At 49.0% G+C, this 15530-nt stretch carries 18 protein-coding genes; all 18 read left to right on the top strand.

Features of this window, described 5'->3' with window-relative positions; all coding sequences use genetic code 11:
* The 18 genes from MHH48_RS23060 (at position 1) to MHH48_RS22975 (ending at position 15495) form a co-directional block, all read left to right on the top strand.
* Complete coding sequence (locus tag MHH48_RS23060) at positions 1–1338, top strand: chemotaxis response regulator protein-glutamate methylesterase (protein ID WP_076324976.1); 1338 nt, start codon at positions 1–3, stop codon at positions 1336–1338.
* 23 nt (positions 1339–1361) lie between these two features.
* Positions 1362–3431, top strand: a complete 2070-nt coding sequence (locus tag MHH48_RS23055; RefSeq protein WP_076324975.1) for a chemotaxis protein CheA — start codon at positions 1362–1364, stop codon at positions 3429–3431.
* A 53-nt stretch (positions 3432–3484) separates the two neighbouring features.
* Positions 3485–3946 (top strand): chemotaxis protein CheW, encoded by a 462-nt coding sequence (locus MHH48_RS23050; RefSeq protein WP_076324974.1) that lies wholly within the window; start codon positions 3485–3487, stop codon positions 3944–3946.
* 3 nt (positions 3947–3949) lie between these two features.
* Positions 3950–4576, top strand: a complete 627-nt coding sequence (locus tag MHH48_RS23045; RefSeq protein ID WP_071220100.1) for a chemotaxis protein CheC — start codon at positions 3950–3952, stop codon at positions 4574–4576.
* Entirely contained in the window at positions 4569–5066 is a 498-nt protein-coding gene (locus MHH48_RS23040; protein ID WP_006211305.1) for a chemotaxis protein CheD, read from the top strand. The genes MHH48_RS23045 and MHH48_RS23040 overlap by 8 nt, the downstream gene beginning before the upstream one ends.
* Before the next feature lie 3 nt (positions 5067–5069).
* Positions 5070–5471, top strand: a complete 402-nt coding sequence (locus MHH48_RS23035; protein WP_076324973.1) for a hypothetical protein — start codon at positions 5070–5072, stop codon at positions 5469–5471.
* Positions 5472–5486: 15 nt separating this feature from the next.
* Positions 5487–6275, top strand: a complete 789-nt coding sequence (locus MHH48_RS23030) for a FliA/WhiG family RNA polymerase sigma factor (RefSeq protein WP_071220103.1) — start codon at positions 5487–5489, stop codon at positions 6273–6275.
* Between the two features lie 30 nt (positions 6276–6305).
* Positions 6306–7715 (top strand): FapA family protein, encoded by a 1410-nt coding sequence (locus tag MHH48_RS23025; RefSeq protein ID WP_076324972.1) that lies wholly within the window; start codon positions 6306–6308, stop codon positions 7713–7715.
* Between the two features lie 58 nt (positions 7716–7773).
* Positions 7774–8085: a hypothetical protein gene (locus MHH48_RS23020; RefSeq protein WP_076324971.1), complete on the top strand. Its 312-nt coding sequence runs from the start codon at positions 7774–7776 to the stop codon at positions 8083–8085.
* A 25-nt stretch (positions 8086–8110) separates the two neighbouring features.
* Positions 8111–8656: a hypothetical protein gene (locus tag MHH48_RS23015; RefSeq protein WP_076324970.1), complete on the top strand. Its 546-nt coding sequence runs from the start codon at positions 8111–8113 to the stop codon at positions 8654–8656.
* A complete protein-coding gene (locus MHH48_RS23010) occupies positions 8653–9261 on the top strand; it encodes an endolytic transglycosylase MltG (protein ID WP_076324969.1) in 609 nt (202 codons plus the stop codon). The genes MHH48_RS23015 and MHH48_RS23010 overlap by 4 nt, the downstream gene beginning before the upstream one ends.
* A gap of 239 nt (positions 9262–9500) precedes the next feature.
* A complete protein-coding gene (gene rpsB / locus MHH48_RS23005; protein ID WP_036642081.1) occupies positions 9501–10199 on the top strand; it encodes a 30S ribosomal protein S2 in 699 nt (232 codons plus the stop codon).
* Between the two features lie 246 nt (positions 10200–10445).
* Positions 10446–11096 (top strand): translation elongation factor Ts, encoded by a 651-nt coding sequence (gene tsf / locus MHH48_RS23000; RefSeq protein ID WP_076325251.1) that lies wholly within the window; start codon positions 10446–10448, stop codon positions 11094–11096.
* A gap of 297 nt (positions 11097–11393) precedes the next feature.
* The gene (gene pyrH, locus MHH48_RS22995) at positions 11394–12122 is read left to right on the top strand and encodes a UMP kinase (RefSeq protein ID WP_006211297.1); all 729 of its coding nucleotides are present in this window, start codon (positions 11394–11396) and stop codon (positions 12120–12122) included.
* Entirely contained in the window at positions 12122–12676 is a 555-nt protein-coding gene (gene frr, locus MHH48_RS22990) for a ribosome recycling factor (RefSeq protein WP_071220110.1), read from the top strand. Before pyrH ends, frr begins: the two co-directional genes overlap by 1 nt.
* Before the next feature lie 73 nt (positions 12677–12749).
* Positions 12750–13517 (top strand): isoprenyl transferase, encoded by a 768-nt coding sequence (locus MHH48_RS22985; RefSeq protein ID WP_076324968.1) that lies wholly within the window; start codon positions 12750–12752, stop codon positions 13515–13517.
* Between the two features lie 20 nt (positions 13518–13537).
* Positions 13538–14338, top strand: coding sequence for a phosphatidate cytidylyltransferase (locus MHH48_RS22980; RefSeq protein ID WP_076324967.1), 801 nt, complete (start codon positions 13538–13540; stop codon positions 14336–14338).
* A 17-nt stretch (positions 14339–14355) separates the two neighbouring features.
* The gene (locus MHH48_RS22975) at positions 14356–15495 is read left to right on the top strand and encodes a 1-deoxy-D-xylulose-5-phosphate reductoisomerase (RefSeq protein ID WP_076324966.1); all 1140 of its coding nucleotides are present in this window, start codon (positions 14356–14358) and stop codon (positions 15493–15495) included.
* Positions 15496–15530 lie beyond the last annotated feature (35 nt).

Genomic DNA, 15530 nt, shown 5'->3' with positions numbered 1-15530 from the left:
ATGAAGCCTTTTCGTGTGCTTGTCGTTGACGATTCCGCATTTATGAGGAAAATCTTTTCCGATTTCATCGAGCGTGATCCATCTTTTCAGGTTGTCGGAACAGCTGATAACGGGCTTGACGCCGTTCGGAAAGTAAAGGAATTGAATCCGGATGTCATTACACTGGATGTAGAAATGCCGGAAATGAACGGCCTGGATGCTCTGAAGTTCATTATGGAATCGGGCCCCCGTCCGGTCATTATGTTGTCCGGCATTAATGAGCAAGGCATGAAAGAGACCATTCTTGCCCTTGAGGCAGGAGCATTTGATTTTATACGAAAGCCTTCCATTTCTAATGCGCTTGATATTGAGCAGGTGCGTTCAGAACTAATGAAGCAACTGAATGCGGCGATGCAGGCTAAACAGCGGAGGGCATTGTGGGAAGAAGAAGAGCAGAGACGACGGAGTGCGGACATAACGGTTCCTCTTTCGCCAAAGCCTTCTGACAAAACGCTGAACAAGAAGCCGCAGCTGAATGAGACGCGAACGACGGTCCGCGAGACTGACCAACGGAGCAAGCGAATGGATTCGCTTCGTTTGCCGTCATCTCAGACTGTTGAGAAGAAGATGCCTACTGTTACGGACGGCGCCGAGCCCTCTGGTTCAAAGAGAAAACGGGCAGATCGTAAGCCTGTTGCAGACTTAGCTCCAGTCTTGCTTCCAGAGAACGAGGGTCGTCAGCTCCGTGAAGCCAAGATACCGCAGTCAACGGAATTGACGGATTTGGTTGCGGTGGGCTGCTCCACAGGCGGGCCAAGAGCATTGAAAGCTTTTCTCGAGCCCATTCCCGGCGACTTCTGTGCCCCGATTGTCATCGTTCAACATATGCCGCCGAGTTTTACCAAATCGCTTGCACAGCGCTTGAATTCATTCAGTCAGCTGGAGGTCATGGAAGCAGAACAAGGGATGGTATTGGAAACGGGGAAAGCCTACATTGCACCGGGGGGCAGCCATATGAGGGTTTACCGCTCGGACAGCGGCGCTTACCAAATCAGGATCAGTCAGGATGAGACTCGCAATGGTCACCGTCCGTCTGTAGATGTGCTGTTCGAATCCCTACTGCCGTTGACCATGATCAAACGTCATGCGGTGCTGATGACCGGAATGGGAAGCGATGGAGCGAGAATGATGAAGAAGCTTTACGATTCAGGAGTGACATCCACCTATGCGGAGAGCGAGCAAACCTGCGTCGTATACGGGATGCCAAGATCGGCTGTTGAGCTCGGTTGCGTAAGCCACGTTCTGCCGCTTCATGATATTGCACCTAGAATGGTTCAAGCTGTAAATAACGGAAAGTGAACTTGAAGAGGAGGTGTCTCTCAATGGACATGAATCAATATTTGACAATGTTTATTGATGAGTCAAATGATCATCTGCAATCATTAAATGAAAACATGCTTCAATTAGAAAGCAACCCGGACGATATCGGGATCGTACAGATTATTTTCCGATCGGCTCATACGTTGAAGGGTATGGCAGCAACGATGGGATACGAAGATCTGGCTTCACTTACCCACCAGATGGAAAACGTGCTGGATCTTGTCCGGAACGAAAAGCTAAAGATGCAGGATTTTATCTTTGACACGCTCTTCAAAAGCTTGGACGCTCTTGAATCGATGGTGCAGGATATTACCGAAGGCGGAGACGGGAAAGCGGATGTTTCCTCGATCGTGGCTTCCTTGCAGTCGATTGTACGTGGTGAAGGAGCTTTGCCTGGAGGGGCAGCTGCCGAAGGAGATAACTCCGCTGTGGCCGTCCAAGGAATTGAATTGGATGAGTTTCAATTTTCCGTGCTTGATCAATCGATTTCGGAAGGACATAAGGTTTTATATATACAAGTGACATTGCGAGAGGATTGCCAACTCAAGGCGGTTCGTGCCTACATGGTATTCGAAACGCTGGAAAGATCCGGGGAAATCGTCAAAACGTATCCGGACGTTCAAGAGATTGAACAAGGTGAATTCGATCGCGTATTTTCGTTGTATTACATAACGCAAAGAGAAACGCAAGACATTGAAAGCCAGATTCTGGGCGTTTCGGAGATCGAGACTACTACGGTTGTGGCGCTCGATCATGAATCTTTGCAGCAAATGGTTCAGGAGAGCGCGGCTACAGCAGAAGCTGTCAAACCGCAAGTTTCAGAGGCAGCTCCAGCGGCTGTGGCTTCACCGGAAGCCAAGAGTCCTTCAGCGCCTGCCAAAGAGTCCAAGGCACCTGCCCGAAATGCAGGGGGAGGTAATCCTTCGAGAACGATCCGGGTTGATATTGAGCGGCTGGATGTATTAATGAATCTGTTCAGTGAGCTGCTGATTGACCGGGTACGGCTAGAGCAATTGGCCAGTGAGTCCAAGAATCAGGAGCTGACGGACACCGTTGAGCATATGAGCCGCGTGAGCAGCGATTTGCAGAATATCGTCCTGAAGCTGCGCATGGTTCCTGTAGATACGGTGTTTAATCGTTTCCCAAGGATGGTGCGTGACCTTGCCAAAACACTGGACAAGAAGATTGATTTGATTATTACCGGAGCTGAGACGGAGCTGGATCGTACGGTTATTGATGAGATTGGTGACCCGCTGGTCCACTTGCTGCGCAACTCGGCTGACCATGGTGTCGAACCTGTTGCCGACCGCATCGCTGCTGGTAAACCGGAGACCGGTACCGTGCATCTGCGCGCGTTTCATAGCGGCAACAATGTTTTCATTGAGATTGAAGATGACGGACGCGGCATTTACCGTGACAAAATTCTAAAGAACGCGCTGGCAAAAGGCGTTGTGACAGAGGCCGAAGCAGCGACCATGACCGATGACGAGGTCAATCAACTGCTGTTCGCACCGGGATTCAGCACCGCAGAGAAAATTTCGGATGTATCCGGCCGAGGTGTTGGGCTCGACGTTGTTAAATCCAAAATAGTTGCCCTGGGCGGTAACGTCACCATCTACTCGACACCGGGGAAAGGCACGAACTTTTCCGTTCAGCTTCCATTAACGCTGTCTATCATTGCAGCTATGTTAATCCGGATGGGATCTGAAAAATATGCGATTCCGCTTTCCTCCATTGTTGAAACGGGCATCATCAAGCGTGGCCAAATCAAACATGTTCACGGCAGTCGCATGATCCAGTTCCGAGAATCGCTGATTCCGGTCATCTCGCTCAGCCGCTTGTTTGAAATTCCGAATTTTGATGAGGAGCTGGAAGAAGAAACAGAGATCGTTGTAATCCGCAAAGGGGATCGTCTGGCGGCACTTACCATCGATGATTTTATCGGACAGAGTGAAATCGTCATTAAGAATTTGGGTAAATATCTGCCTGCCATTCAGGGAGTATCCGGAGCAACCATTCTAGGGGATGGACAAGTCGCTCTCATTATTGACGCAAATGCATTTATCAAATAACAGGTTGCTATAACTCAGGCGGCAGGCCACACATTTTGAAGGAGGACTTATTCATGGGAGAAGAAATCAAGGTTATTGTCTTTAGACTTGGCGAGGAAGAATACGGCATCGAGGTAGACAAGGTTCAGACCATTGAGCGAATGATGCCCATTACGCGTGTTCCCAAGACCTATGCTTTCGTAAAAGGGGTTATTAATCTTCGCGGCGTCGTCATTCCTGTAATCAATCTGCGCGGCCGCTTTGGATTGGAAGAGGTTGAAGCAACCGATCAAACGCGGGTTATCATCGTGGCGGTCAATGACATGCAGGTAGGTTTTATCGTGGATTCGGCAAGTGATGTCATCGATCTGAATACGGACAGCATTGACAATCCACCTGAGGTTGTCGGCGGAATTAAAGCGAAATATCTTCGCGGTGTCGCGAAGGTAGGAGAGGAGCGCCTTCTCGTCATGCTGAATCTGTCCGAAGTGCTGAACAAAAGTGAGATTATTCAGCTGGAAGGCCTTGAGGAGTAGACAGTGGAGCTGTTTAAGCATGGCAAGGAAATCAAAATGGATGTTTTGAAGGAAGTTGGAAACATCGGAGCGGGCAATGCGGCAACCGCCCTCTCCCGCTTGCTTAACAAACCGATTGATATGGCTGTTCCCAAAGTTCAACTCCTGCCTTTTGAACAGATTGCCGAAAGTGTAGGAGGGAGCGAACAACTCGTTCTTGCCGTATTTTTACGGGTAGAAGGCAGTGCGCCGGGAAATCTCTTCTTTATTATGAGTCCGGAAGCCGGGAAGAATTTGCTGCAGAATCTGGCGGGCTTTGAAGTGTCGGATGAGGAGCAATTCTCCGAGATGGAGCAGTCCGCATTATGCGAGATCGGAAATATATTGTCAGGCTCGTACTTATCGTCGCTCGCTGATTTGACCAATCTGTCCATGACACCTACGGTGCCGGCTCTCGCGATGGATATGGCAGGTGCCATCTTAAGTTATGGACTGCTGCAGTTCGGAGAAATGGGAGACGATGCCCTCTTAATCAACACGACGTTCCTAGAAGGGCAGAACGAGGTGGAAGGCCAGTTCTTCCTCATACCTGATCCACAATCATTTGCTCAAATTTTCGAAGCTTTAGGAGTGCCTTTAGAGCATGATTGAAGAACAAAGCATAGTGAAAGTAGCCATGGCGGATCTGAACGTCGCAGGTCCAAACGGTATTTTGCGTACAACGGGGCTCGGCTCGTGCGTCGGACTGACGTTGTATGATCCGGTGACGAAGATTGGTGGAATGGCGCATGTGATGCTTCCATCTTCAGCGATTGCCAGAGAAGGGCAGCTAAACCTGGCAAAATACGCCGATACGGCTCTTCCGATTCTGTTGAACAAGATGAGGAACTTGGGGGCTTCCCCGGCACGTATGGTAGCCAAAATGGCCGGTGGAGCTCAAATGTTTGCTTTTGCCGGCTCCGGTGACACCATGCGCATCGGTCCTCGTAATGTGGAGTCCTGCAAGGCTGGGCTCGAGCAGATGGGGATAACGCTAATTGCCGAGGATACCGGAGGAAATTACGGAAGAACCGTTGAGTTGGACTGTGCAACGGGTAAGTTTACAATACGAAGCGTACAAAAGGGCATAAAGGAATTGTAGCTAATGGGAAAACTTCGTTTTTATCTGATGACTGGAATTGCCGGATTTGTGTTCACATTTATTTTCTCCATACGTAACAATCTGTGGATGACTAGCATGAATCGTGCTCTCCTTGCATGTACGATTTGGTTTCTTCTGGCGTTCCTGTTGAATTGGGTGTTTGGTGCCATTACGGGTCCGCGAGCCACTGTTCAAGGGGACGCCGACACGCAGCGGGAGCAAGACCGAGGGACTGTTCTTGATTTATCCACGCCTGATGAGGATCGGGAATTGATGGATTTAATCCATTCCGAATCCAGCAGCAAAGAGAATGGAGACTTTGTACCGCTAAATCCTCCTAAGCTGGTTTCAACGAAAGAACCCGAAGAACTGGCCAAGGCCGTTCGTCACCTTACGGAAAAATAAGGAGGGTGAAGGCAATTGGACGAACGTAAAGCTTCTGTGCTAAACCATGCGGATTTATGGAGCGCATGGAAGGAAGATGGAGACCATGAAGCGAAGAAGAAACTAATCGAATATCATTTGCACATCGTTGACTATGTTTCAAGCCGTTTGGCCATCGGTCTTCCGAAGAACGTTTCTAAGGGAGATTTGGCCAGCAATGGGGTAATGGGTCTGATTGACGCCATCGAGAAGTTTGATTACAAACGAGGCCTGCAATTCGAAACCTATGCTTCTTGGCGTGTGCGTGGGGCTATTCTGGACTCGCTGCGCCAGGGGGACTGGGTGCCGCGCTCTGTCCGCGAGAAGGCGAAGAAGATTGAAACTGCATATCAGCAGTTGGAACAGAAGTATTTACGCAGCGTCAGTGATTCCGAGATGAGTGATTACCTTGACGTGACCGAGAAGGAATTCCGGCACATGCTGCAGGAAGTAGCAGTCATGACATTGACATCTCTGGAGGATCCGATCCGCGAGGAGGAGTCTGAGACCCGAATGTCGCTCCTGGTTGATGAGAAAGCGAAAAATCCGGATCACAAGGTCCATGAATTTTACCTGCGAGAAGCCCTGATGAAGGGTATCGGTAAATTAACCCCGAAAGAGCGGACCGTAGTTTCCTTATTATATTATGAGGATTTATCACTCAGCGAAATTGCTGAAGTGATGTCGCTATCACCTTCACGAATATCTCAGCTTCATTCCAAAGCGATTTTGAGACTTCGGGGCGCGCTCGATAAAGATCGGGATTTGCTGATGCAAAACGATTGACGCTTGCCATATATGAAGGGGGTTCCTGGATTGTCTGTAGATTATGCATTGGATCAGTACTTTAGCGTTACGCTATCGGATGACAAGGTCGTCGCCTATATACAGTTCACCAAATGGGAGAAGGATTTCTCTTGTTCTGTAGAAGCTCTTGAACAATTTCTGAGAAGTCACCAGATACGATATGGACTTCAACATGATACGTTGCGGCGAATCGCAGATCATGCGGAGGAATATCAATATAGTAGAACGCCGATTGCAATGGGAACGGAACCTATGCACGGACAGAACGGCAGAATCGAATTTACCGTTAATTTTGGGAATGAGACAAATCTGAAGCCGCTTGAGATCGAAGATGGCAAAGTGGATTATAAAGAAGTGATTCGTTTAAATAATGTAAAGAAGGGGCAGCTGCTAGCCACCCGAATCCCGCCAACGAAGGGAGTCCCTGGAACGGCGGTGACCGGAGAGGAGATTCCGAGCAAACCGGGAAAGGAAGCTCATTTCAAGGTTGGGAAGAACGTCGTTGTTAACGCCGAGAAAACCGCAATGTACGCTGCAATTGACGGACTCCTCACCAAAACCGAAAAGGGAAAAATCAATGTGTTTCCGGTATATGAGATTAACGGAGATGTTGATTACAGTATAGGCAATATCGACTTTGTCGGCACGGTGGTCATTCGCGGCAATGTGCTGACTGGATTCAGAATCAAGGCAGCAGGGGACATCCGAGTCACTGGCTTTGTGGAAGGAGCCGAGCTGGAGGCTGAAGGCTCGATCGATATATCCGGCGGAATCATCGGTTATAACAAGGGTTATGTCAAGGCGGGTCAGGATGTCAAAAGCTCGTTCATCCAGGATGGAAACGTCATAGCCGGCGCTAGCGTATTTGTCTCGCAGAGCATCATGCACTCCAATATCCGGGCGGTCCGGAATATCGAATGCAACGGTATGAAGGGCCTTGTGGTAGGCGGCATTTTGCAGGCGGGTGAAAAAGTGGTTGCCCGAACGATCGGAAACAGCATGTCGACAGCTACCGTAATTGAAGTTGGTGTTCTCCCGGAGCTGCGGAATGAACTGTCGGATCTTAGAGCCCAATTGAAACAGTCATTGGAAAGTATGGATAAAACCGATAAAGCGCTTTATCTTCTGAATCAGTTAGCTTCCTCGGGTCAATTGTCGCCAGACAAGCTGGCGCTGCGAATCAAACTGAATGCCACCAAAAAATCAAACATGGCAGAACAATCCGATATTAAGGACCGAATGCTGGAAATCGAGAAGATGCTTGAGGATACCGGCAAAGCAAGAGTGAATGTGGTAAAGACGATCTACGGCGGTGCCAAAATTGTCATAGGGCGGTATACCCGCTTTGTTAAGGATCCCACGCAGCGGGTTTCTTTTTACTATCATGAAGGGGATATCACTATGGTACCGCTCTTGTAGGACAGAACAGACGTTTTAAATGCTTGTGGACATGATCCTATATCATGAGGTGATTCCATTGAGTTTGAAATCGGTTGAGATGCAAATTGCGGTCCCCAGAACCAATGAAGCGGGCAAGATGCATAATGAATCCCAGCAGCGCCCGATGAATGATCAGACGCTGCTTGCGGGTGAGTTATCCAAGAACAGCCGTGCGGAAGCCCAGCGAAGTACTGAAGTGAGTGAGACGGCGGAAACAGCCGTGCGCGATGACGGGAGCCGTCAATCCTCTGGGCAGCAACAAGGTCGGGGAACGGCGGAAACGGGCGAGACATTGGAGCAGCCGGCAGAGCATCCCTATAAAGGCAAAAATTTCGATGTTTCGCTCTAGATAATTTATAGGCACAAAGGAGTTAATGGATTTGAAACCATGGATATATATCGTGCTGCTTGGCATTGCCGCCGTGCTGTATGCTTTTATGCTGCCGAAACGCCGTGAAGAGGCCGTGTCCAGCGAGCGGGTTGTAAAAGAAGTGGAGAACACGCTTGAAGGATATATGGCGGAAATCCAGAACGAGAACGAACAGCTGGTGGAACTGGTTGGTCAGATGAAGAAAGATCTTGATGCCAAGCAGCAAGCACATCAAGAACAGATCAGTGATTTGCGGGAGCGCATGCTGGCCATGGAGCAGAAAATGACCGAATCGCAAACGCGTCTTCGAACAGCGGAAGAGAAGCTGGCGCAAACGACTGCGGCCGCTTCTTTGTCTGCAGGAGAGGCTGCAGCGGCTTCCGAAGCTGAGCCTGCACCACTTGTCCATTCCATCAAATCCAGATACGCGGAGCTGTTTGATCTATATGAACAAGGAAAGTCCATCGATATGATTGCCAAGACCACGGGTCTTCAGCGAGGCGAAGTTCAACTTATTATCCAGTTGGCCAAACAGGAGGAATCCGTGTGATCAAGAACCGTACATTTATGATGGGCCTGGGGAGCGGTCTCGTGATCGGCGCAGTGCTGCTTCAGCTGATGTGGATCGGTCAAGGCACAGCCGCATCGGAGACGCAGGAGTTAACGAAGGAGCAGCTGATGGCTGCAGCGGAAGCTTTGGATATGCAAGTCGTCGAAGGTTCGGACGAGCTGATGACGGCGGAGCAGTGGGAAGAGAAGAGGCTTGGTGAGAGCGCTGGTGAGTCCGAAGAAGGGGCCGATCCTGCACGGAAGACGGGAACGGACAAGCCGGAAGCACCGCAGCAGCCGGAGAAGCCTGAAGCGGGCGTGGATAAGAAACAGGAATCTACTCTCAAAGTGACGGATCCGGCGAAGCCGAAAACGCCAGCCAAAGCGGAGGCGCCTATCAAAGTGAATATTCCAGCTGGAAATAATCTCAGTGATGTGGCAAACAGTCTTTTGCGTGCAGGCGTCATTGATAACAAACAAGCATTCATTAATAAGGCAACCGAGAAAAAGATCAACACCATGATCCAAAGCGGTACATATTCGTTCACAGCAGGCGAGAGCTACAATTCGATCATAACCAAAATCACAGCAAAACCCTCCAACTAGCCCTTCGGTTGAGAGTGGTTTTTTTCTTTACAGGATCTGGTTGCAGCCGTTGATGGAATGGACCTGATCAAGTACACAAAAGACATTGCAACCTGCCCATGGTTATGTTATAGTAATTGACGGTGTTAAAACACACGCTAGAGTGATTTCGTTGAGGGTGCTTCCAGGATTGGGAGTCTTAATGAAAAATGATCTTGGCGGAGGGACACACAAAAACCAAACTTAGGAGGTGCGTGAAGATGGCAGTAATTTCCATGAAACAGCTTTTGGAAGCTGGCGTACACTTCGGTCACCAGACTCGTCGCTGGAACCCGAAAATGGATAAATTTATCTTCACTGAAAGAAACGGTATCTACATCATCGACCTGCAAAAAACGGTCAAGAAAGTTGAAGAAGCATTCAACTTCGTGAAAAACGTAGCTGGAGAGAACGGTACAATCCTGTTCGTCGGCACGAAAAAACAAGCTCAAGATTCCGTGAAGGAAGAAGCAGAGCGTTGCGGTATGTACTACATCAACCAACGTTGGCTCGGCGGAACTTTGACTAACTTCGAAACAATCCAAAAGCGTATTAACCGCTTGAAGCAGCTCGAAGCTTGGGAAGAGGACGGCACGTTCCAAGTATTGCCTAAGAAAGAGGTTATCCTTCTCCGCAAAGAGAAAGATCGTCTTGAGAAATTCTTGGGTGGTATCAAGAACATGAAGGGTCTTCCAAGCGCATTGTTCGTTATCGATCCTCGCAAAGAGCGTATCGCCGTAGCGGAAGCTCGCAAATTGGGTATCCCAATCGTTGGTATCGTTGATACGAACTGTGATCCGGATGAAATCGACTATGTAATCCCAGGTAACGATGACGCGATTCGCGCTGTTAAATTGTTGACTGGTAAAATGGCCGATGCTGTTGTTGAAGCTCACCAAGGCGAAGAAACAACTGCGTAATCAGGATTAAACGTATAAATCATGAATTAAATGAAAAGGGTGGTTGGTAGGTGTATAACCTCTCACTGCCCTTTTTTTAAGATGTTAGAACGGGTGACGTGCGAATAACGCGTGGAATCTGGAGCCTGGCATCGCAGGGGAAGAACAACTACTTAACGCGGTCTGAATCTTGGAGAGAACAATCGTATGACGGTTTTCGAGAGGTTCAAACGCAAACTTCATCATACCAATTTGGAGGGAATTCTAATGGCAGTAACAGCTAGTGCGGTAAAAGAACTTCGCGAAAGAACAGGCGCGGGCATGCTGGATTGCAAAAAAGCGCTGGATGAAACAAATGGTGATATCGACAAAGCGGTCGCAGTACTTCGCGAAAAAGGTTTGTCTGCAGCAGCTAACAAAGCTGGACGTATTGCAACTGAAGGCGTTGTCGAGTCTTATATTCACGGCGGCGGACGAATCGGCGTTCTCGTTGAAATCAACTGTGAAACCGACTTCGTAGGTAAAACAGATCAATTCAAAGAGTTTGCTCGCGATATCGCGATGCATATTGCCGCTGCAAACCCTAAATATGTTCGTCGCGAAGAAGTGCCAACGGAAGAGCTTGAGAAAGAGAAAGAAATTTTGAAAAACCAAGCCCTGAACGAAGGCAAGCCTGAAAAAATCGTTGAAAAAATGGTTGAAGGCCGCATCAACAAATACTATGAAGAGTATTGCTTGCTTGAGCAATCCTTCATCAAAGATCCTGACAAAACGATCAACACGCTGCTTAACGAAAAAATCAGCACGATCGGTGAGAACATCTCCATCCGTCGTTTTGCTCGTTTTGAATTGGGCGAAGGCTTGGAGAAAAAACAAGACAACTTCGTTGAAGAAGTTATGTCCCAGGTGAATAAATAAGCCGAATAGGCTAATATAACTTATAGAAAAGAGTGGAACACACCTGTGTTCCTTCTTTTTTAAGAGATATAAAGGCATAAGAGAGATAAGATTGTTATAAATTCGGAGTAAAGGCACCCTTATCTCACAAGAAAGTATGGATTTAAGTCTTGATTAGACGACCAGAAGTTTCTACTTGAGACGGATGTGTTTACCCGATTTTTATAAACCGTCAAGCAGTGTGCCGGTGTGTCTGTCTGTCGTTTTTCAAACGGGCGTCGTATACTTAGGCGCCGTCTTAAAGTGGAGGGTTATCATTTGGAACAGCCTGTATATAAACGAGTGATATTGAAAGTCAGTGGGGAATCCCTTTCAGGGCAGAATGGATATGGTATTGATGCTGAGACGATCTCATCGATCGCTGAGCAGGTTCGTGAGGTTGTCGAGCTTGGTGTGGAGGTCGCGATCGTGTGCGGCGGCGGGAACATCTGGCGCGGTATTGCTGGCAGCGCGAACGGAATAGACCGTGCAACAGCAGATTATATGGGGATGTTGGCAACGGTGATGAACTCTTTGGCATTGCAAGATGCTTTGGAGCAGATCGACGTGCCGACTCGAGTGCAAACCTCTATCTCCATGCAGCAAATTGCGGAGCCGTATATTCGCCGTAGAGCCATTCGGCATTTGGAAAAAGGTCGTGTCGTTATTTTCGCGGCAGGAACAGGTAACCCCTACTTCTCCACCGATACGACTGCAGCGCTTCGCGCAGCGGAAATCGAAGCAGAAGTGATTCTCATGGCGAAGAACAAGGTGGACGGAGTGTACTCCGCTGATCCATTTAAGGATGAAACTGCCGAGAAGTACGAGCAGCTGACGTATCTAGACGTATTGAACAAAAACCTTGGGGTAATGGACTCTACAGCTTCATCGTTATGTATGGACAACAACATCCCGCTCATCGTCTTCGCTATTACGGAGCAAGGTAATATCAAGCGCGTCGTTCTGGGCGAGAAAATCGGAACGATCGTCAAAGGGAGTGTAGATTAATGCCGCAATCGGTGAAAAAGAATGCAGAAGAACGCATGGAAAAAGCGATCCTGTCTTTGAAGCGTGACCTGGCAACGCTGCGCGCAGGACGGGCAGCGCCAGCGCTACTCGACCGGATCACGGTGGAATACTACGGAGCGCCAACCCCGCTGAATCAGCTGGCTAACATCAGCACGCCGGACTCCAGAACGCTCATGATCCAGCCTTGGGACAAGTCGTCCTTGGCCGATATCGAGAAAGCGATCATGAAATCGGATGTCGGATTGACGCCGGCGAATGATGGTAATCAAATTCGCCTCGTCGTACCTGCACTGACGGAAGAGCGCAGAACCGAGCTGGTGAAAATGACGAAGAAATTCGGCGAGGAAGCGAAAGTGGCCATCCGCAACATTCGCCGTGATGCCAACGACGACATCAAAAAATTGGAGAAAACAGATATTTCCGAGGACGAGTCCCGGAGACATCAGGAAGATATCCAAAAAGCGACGGATAAATTTATCGCAGAAGTCGACAAAGTCCTCGTTGCTAAAGAAAAAGAGATTATGGAAGTATAAGAGACTTGTGGCCCCTCCTGTCAATGGTGGGGTTTGTCTCTTTTTTTGCAGAAAGATGCCTGGAGGAAATGGAATGATCAAACGGGTTCGATCGTGGTTGAATCAGGAGGACAGTCAGCAGACGCATCAGCTCTCTCCGGACAACATCCCACATCATGTCGCCATCATCATGGATGGTAATGGACGCTGGGCGAAACGGCGCGGTATGCCGCGAATCGTTGGCCATCAGAATGGCATGAAGGCTGTCAAAAGAGCGGCCATTGCTGCCGATGATTTGGGAATCAAAATATTGACGATGTATGCTTTTTCGACAGAAAATTGGACGCGTCCGAAGGATGAGGTCGATTTTCTGATGAAGCTTCCTCAGGAGTTCCTGGCTATTGAGCTGGAGGAGCTGATCGAAAAAAATGTCCAGGTCCGCATGATGGGGCATCCGGAAGACCTTCCATCCCATACCGTGTCTGCGATGGAAGAAGCAGTTGCGAAGACAGCCGGCAATGACGGGCTTGTGCTTAACTTTGCGCTCAATTACGGCAGCCGGAAAGAGATCACCGAAAGTGTCAAGGCGCTCGGACGAGATGTGCGAGACGGAATTCTTCGTCCTGAGGATATTACAGAGGAACTGATTGGCCAGCGGCTCCTCACAGGCGAATTGCCGGATCCGGATTTACTGATCCGCACAAGCGGCGAGCTGCGGCTGAGTAATTTCATGCTGTGGCAGCTCGCGTATAGTGAGCTATGGTTTACGGATGCCTATTGGCCGGAGTTTACCAAAGATCATTTGGTGGAGGCCATAGCCGATTATCAACAAAGAACAAGGCGCTACGGTGGACTTTCGTAGCCGATGGAGGATGGAACGTTTTGAAACAGCGATTGATTACCGGAATTATAGCGGGAGCGGTCTTTTTAGGATTATGTTTCATAGGCGGTCTATGGTACCATCTTCTTATTCTGGCGATGGCGCTAATCGGTTATTATGAGTTTGTGCGCATGACCAATACGGCACCGTTCGGGGGAACGGCATGGATTGGGTACGCGGGGGTGCTGCTGCTTGTATTTCCATGGGGTCCGCTTAATTTGAATATTCAGATCCCGTGGGAACATGTACTTTGGATCCTGCTCCTTTTATTTTTGCTGGCGACCGTAACGACGAAGAATGTAATTGATATCAAACGGGTTTCATTATTATTTTTGGCATCAGCGTATATCGGAATCGGATTTTCCTTTATCGCCGAATCACGACATGCTCCTGACGGCCATGGCGTATTCTGGACTTTTCTGCTTCTGGCCTCGATCTGGGCAAGTGATGCGGGAGCGTATTTTGTCGGACGCGCCATGGGGCGCCATAAATTATGGCCTTCCATAAGCCCGAACAAAACGGTTGAGGGTGCGCTCGGCGGTGTGGTCATTGCCGTGTTCACATCACTGCTCTTTTCATTCTTCTCAGATGGATTCCTGACGGCTGGACAAGCGATTCTGATTGGACTTTCCTGCGCTGTTATCGGTCAACTCGGAGATTTGGTGCAATCCGCTTATAAACGGGTGTATGACATCAAGGATTCGGGCAAACTGCTGCCGGGCCATGGAGGGATACTGGATCGATGTGACAGTTGGATCGTCGTATTTCCGTTTGTACATATATTGAGTCTCCTGCCTTACTGATGAAAGGAAAGATGTGCATGAAGAAGATCAGCGTACTCGGCTCCACTGGCTCCATTGGTACCCAGACCTTGGATGTCGTGAGGAAACACCGGGAACATTTTCAGATTGAGGGCCTTGCAGCAGGGAGTAATAAGGAAGTGCTGCTTCAGCAGGTCAAGGAGTTTTCTCCGCGTAAAGTGTCCGTTGCCACAAAAGAGCTTGCTGACAGCATCAGGCATGATCTTCCTGCCGGAACCGAAGTGTTCCATGGTCATGAAGGTTTGATCGAGATTGCGGCAGCGACGGATGCGGAAATGGTGGTTACAGCGGTCGTTGGAAGCATGGGGCTGTCCTCTACGCTTGCAGCGATCGATGAGGGGAAGACAATCGGGCTTGCCAATAAGGAAACATTGGTAACTGCTGGTCATCTGGTTACGGCTCGAGCGGCTGCAAAAGGGGTAAAACTCTTGCCGATTGATAGTGAGCATTCCGCCATATTCCAATGCCTCAACGGAGAGCGGCATGAAGATATTGAACGGATTACGCTGACGGCTTCCGGAGGCTCATTCCGGGATTATACCCGTGAACAACTGGTTAACGTTACGGTGGAGGATGCGCTTAAACATCCAAACTGGTCCATGGGTGCCAAAATCACGATTGATTCGGCCACCATGGTCAATAAAGGGCTTGAGGTGATGGAGGCCCACTGGTTGTATGATATTCCTTATGACAATATTTCCGTGCTTCTTCATCCGGAAAGCATCATTCACTCTTTTGTGGAATTCCGTGATTCGAGTATTATTGCCCAGCTCGGCAACCCGGATATGCGGGTTCCGATTCAATATGCGCTTACTTATCCGGAGCGTTGGTCTTCGCCTGCGCCAAGGCTATCTTTGGCAGAAGCGGGCAAGCTGCATTTCCGGGAGATGGACCTTGAACGTTTTCCTTGTTTAAGGCTTGCTTATGAATGTGGTAAAATGGGTGGGACAGCGCCAACGGTATTCAATGCTGCCAATGAAATTGCGGTTGCCCGGTTTCTCCGCGGCGAAATCTCTTTTCTGCGGATAGAAGAGATCATTGAGGAAGTGCTGCAAAGCCATCATGCTGTGCCGGAACCGGCACTGGAGACGATTGAAGAGAATGATCGAATTGCACGTGAATTAGCTTCCCGACTATAGGATTTGAAGTGTTTTTGAAATCTCCCTTGAAAAAA

This window comes from Paenibacillus sp. FSL F4-0100, from assembly GCF_037993005.1.
Taxonomy (GTDB): domain Bacteria; phylum Bacillota; class Bacilli; order Paenibacillales; family Paenibacillaceae; genus Paenibacillus_AQ.
This window is presented reverse-complemented; position numbering and strand designations above follow the sequence as displayed.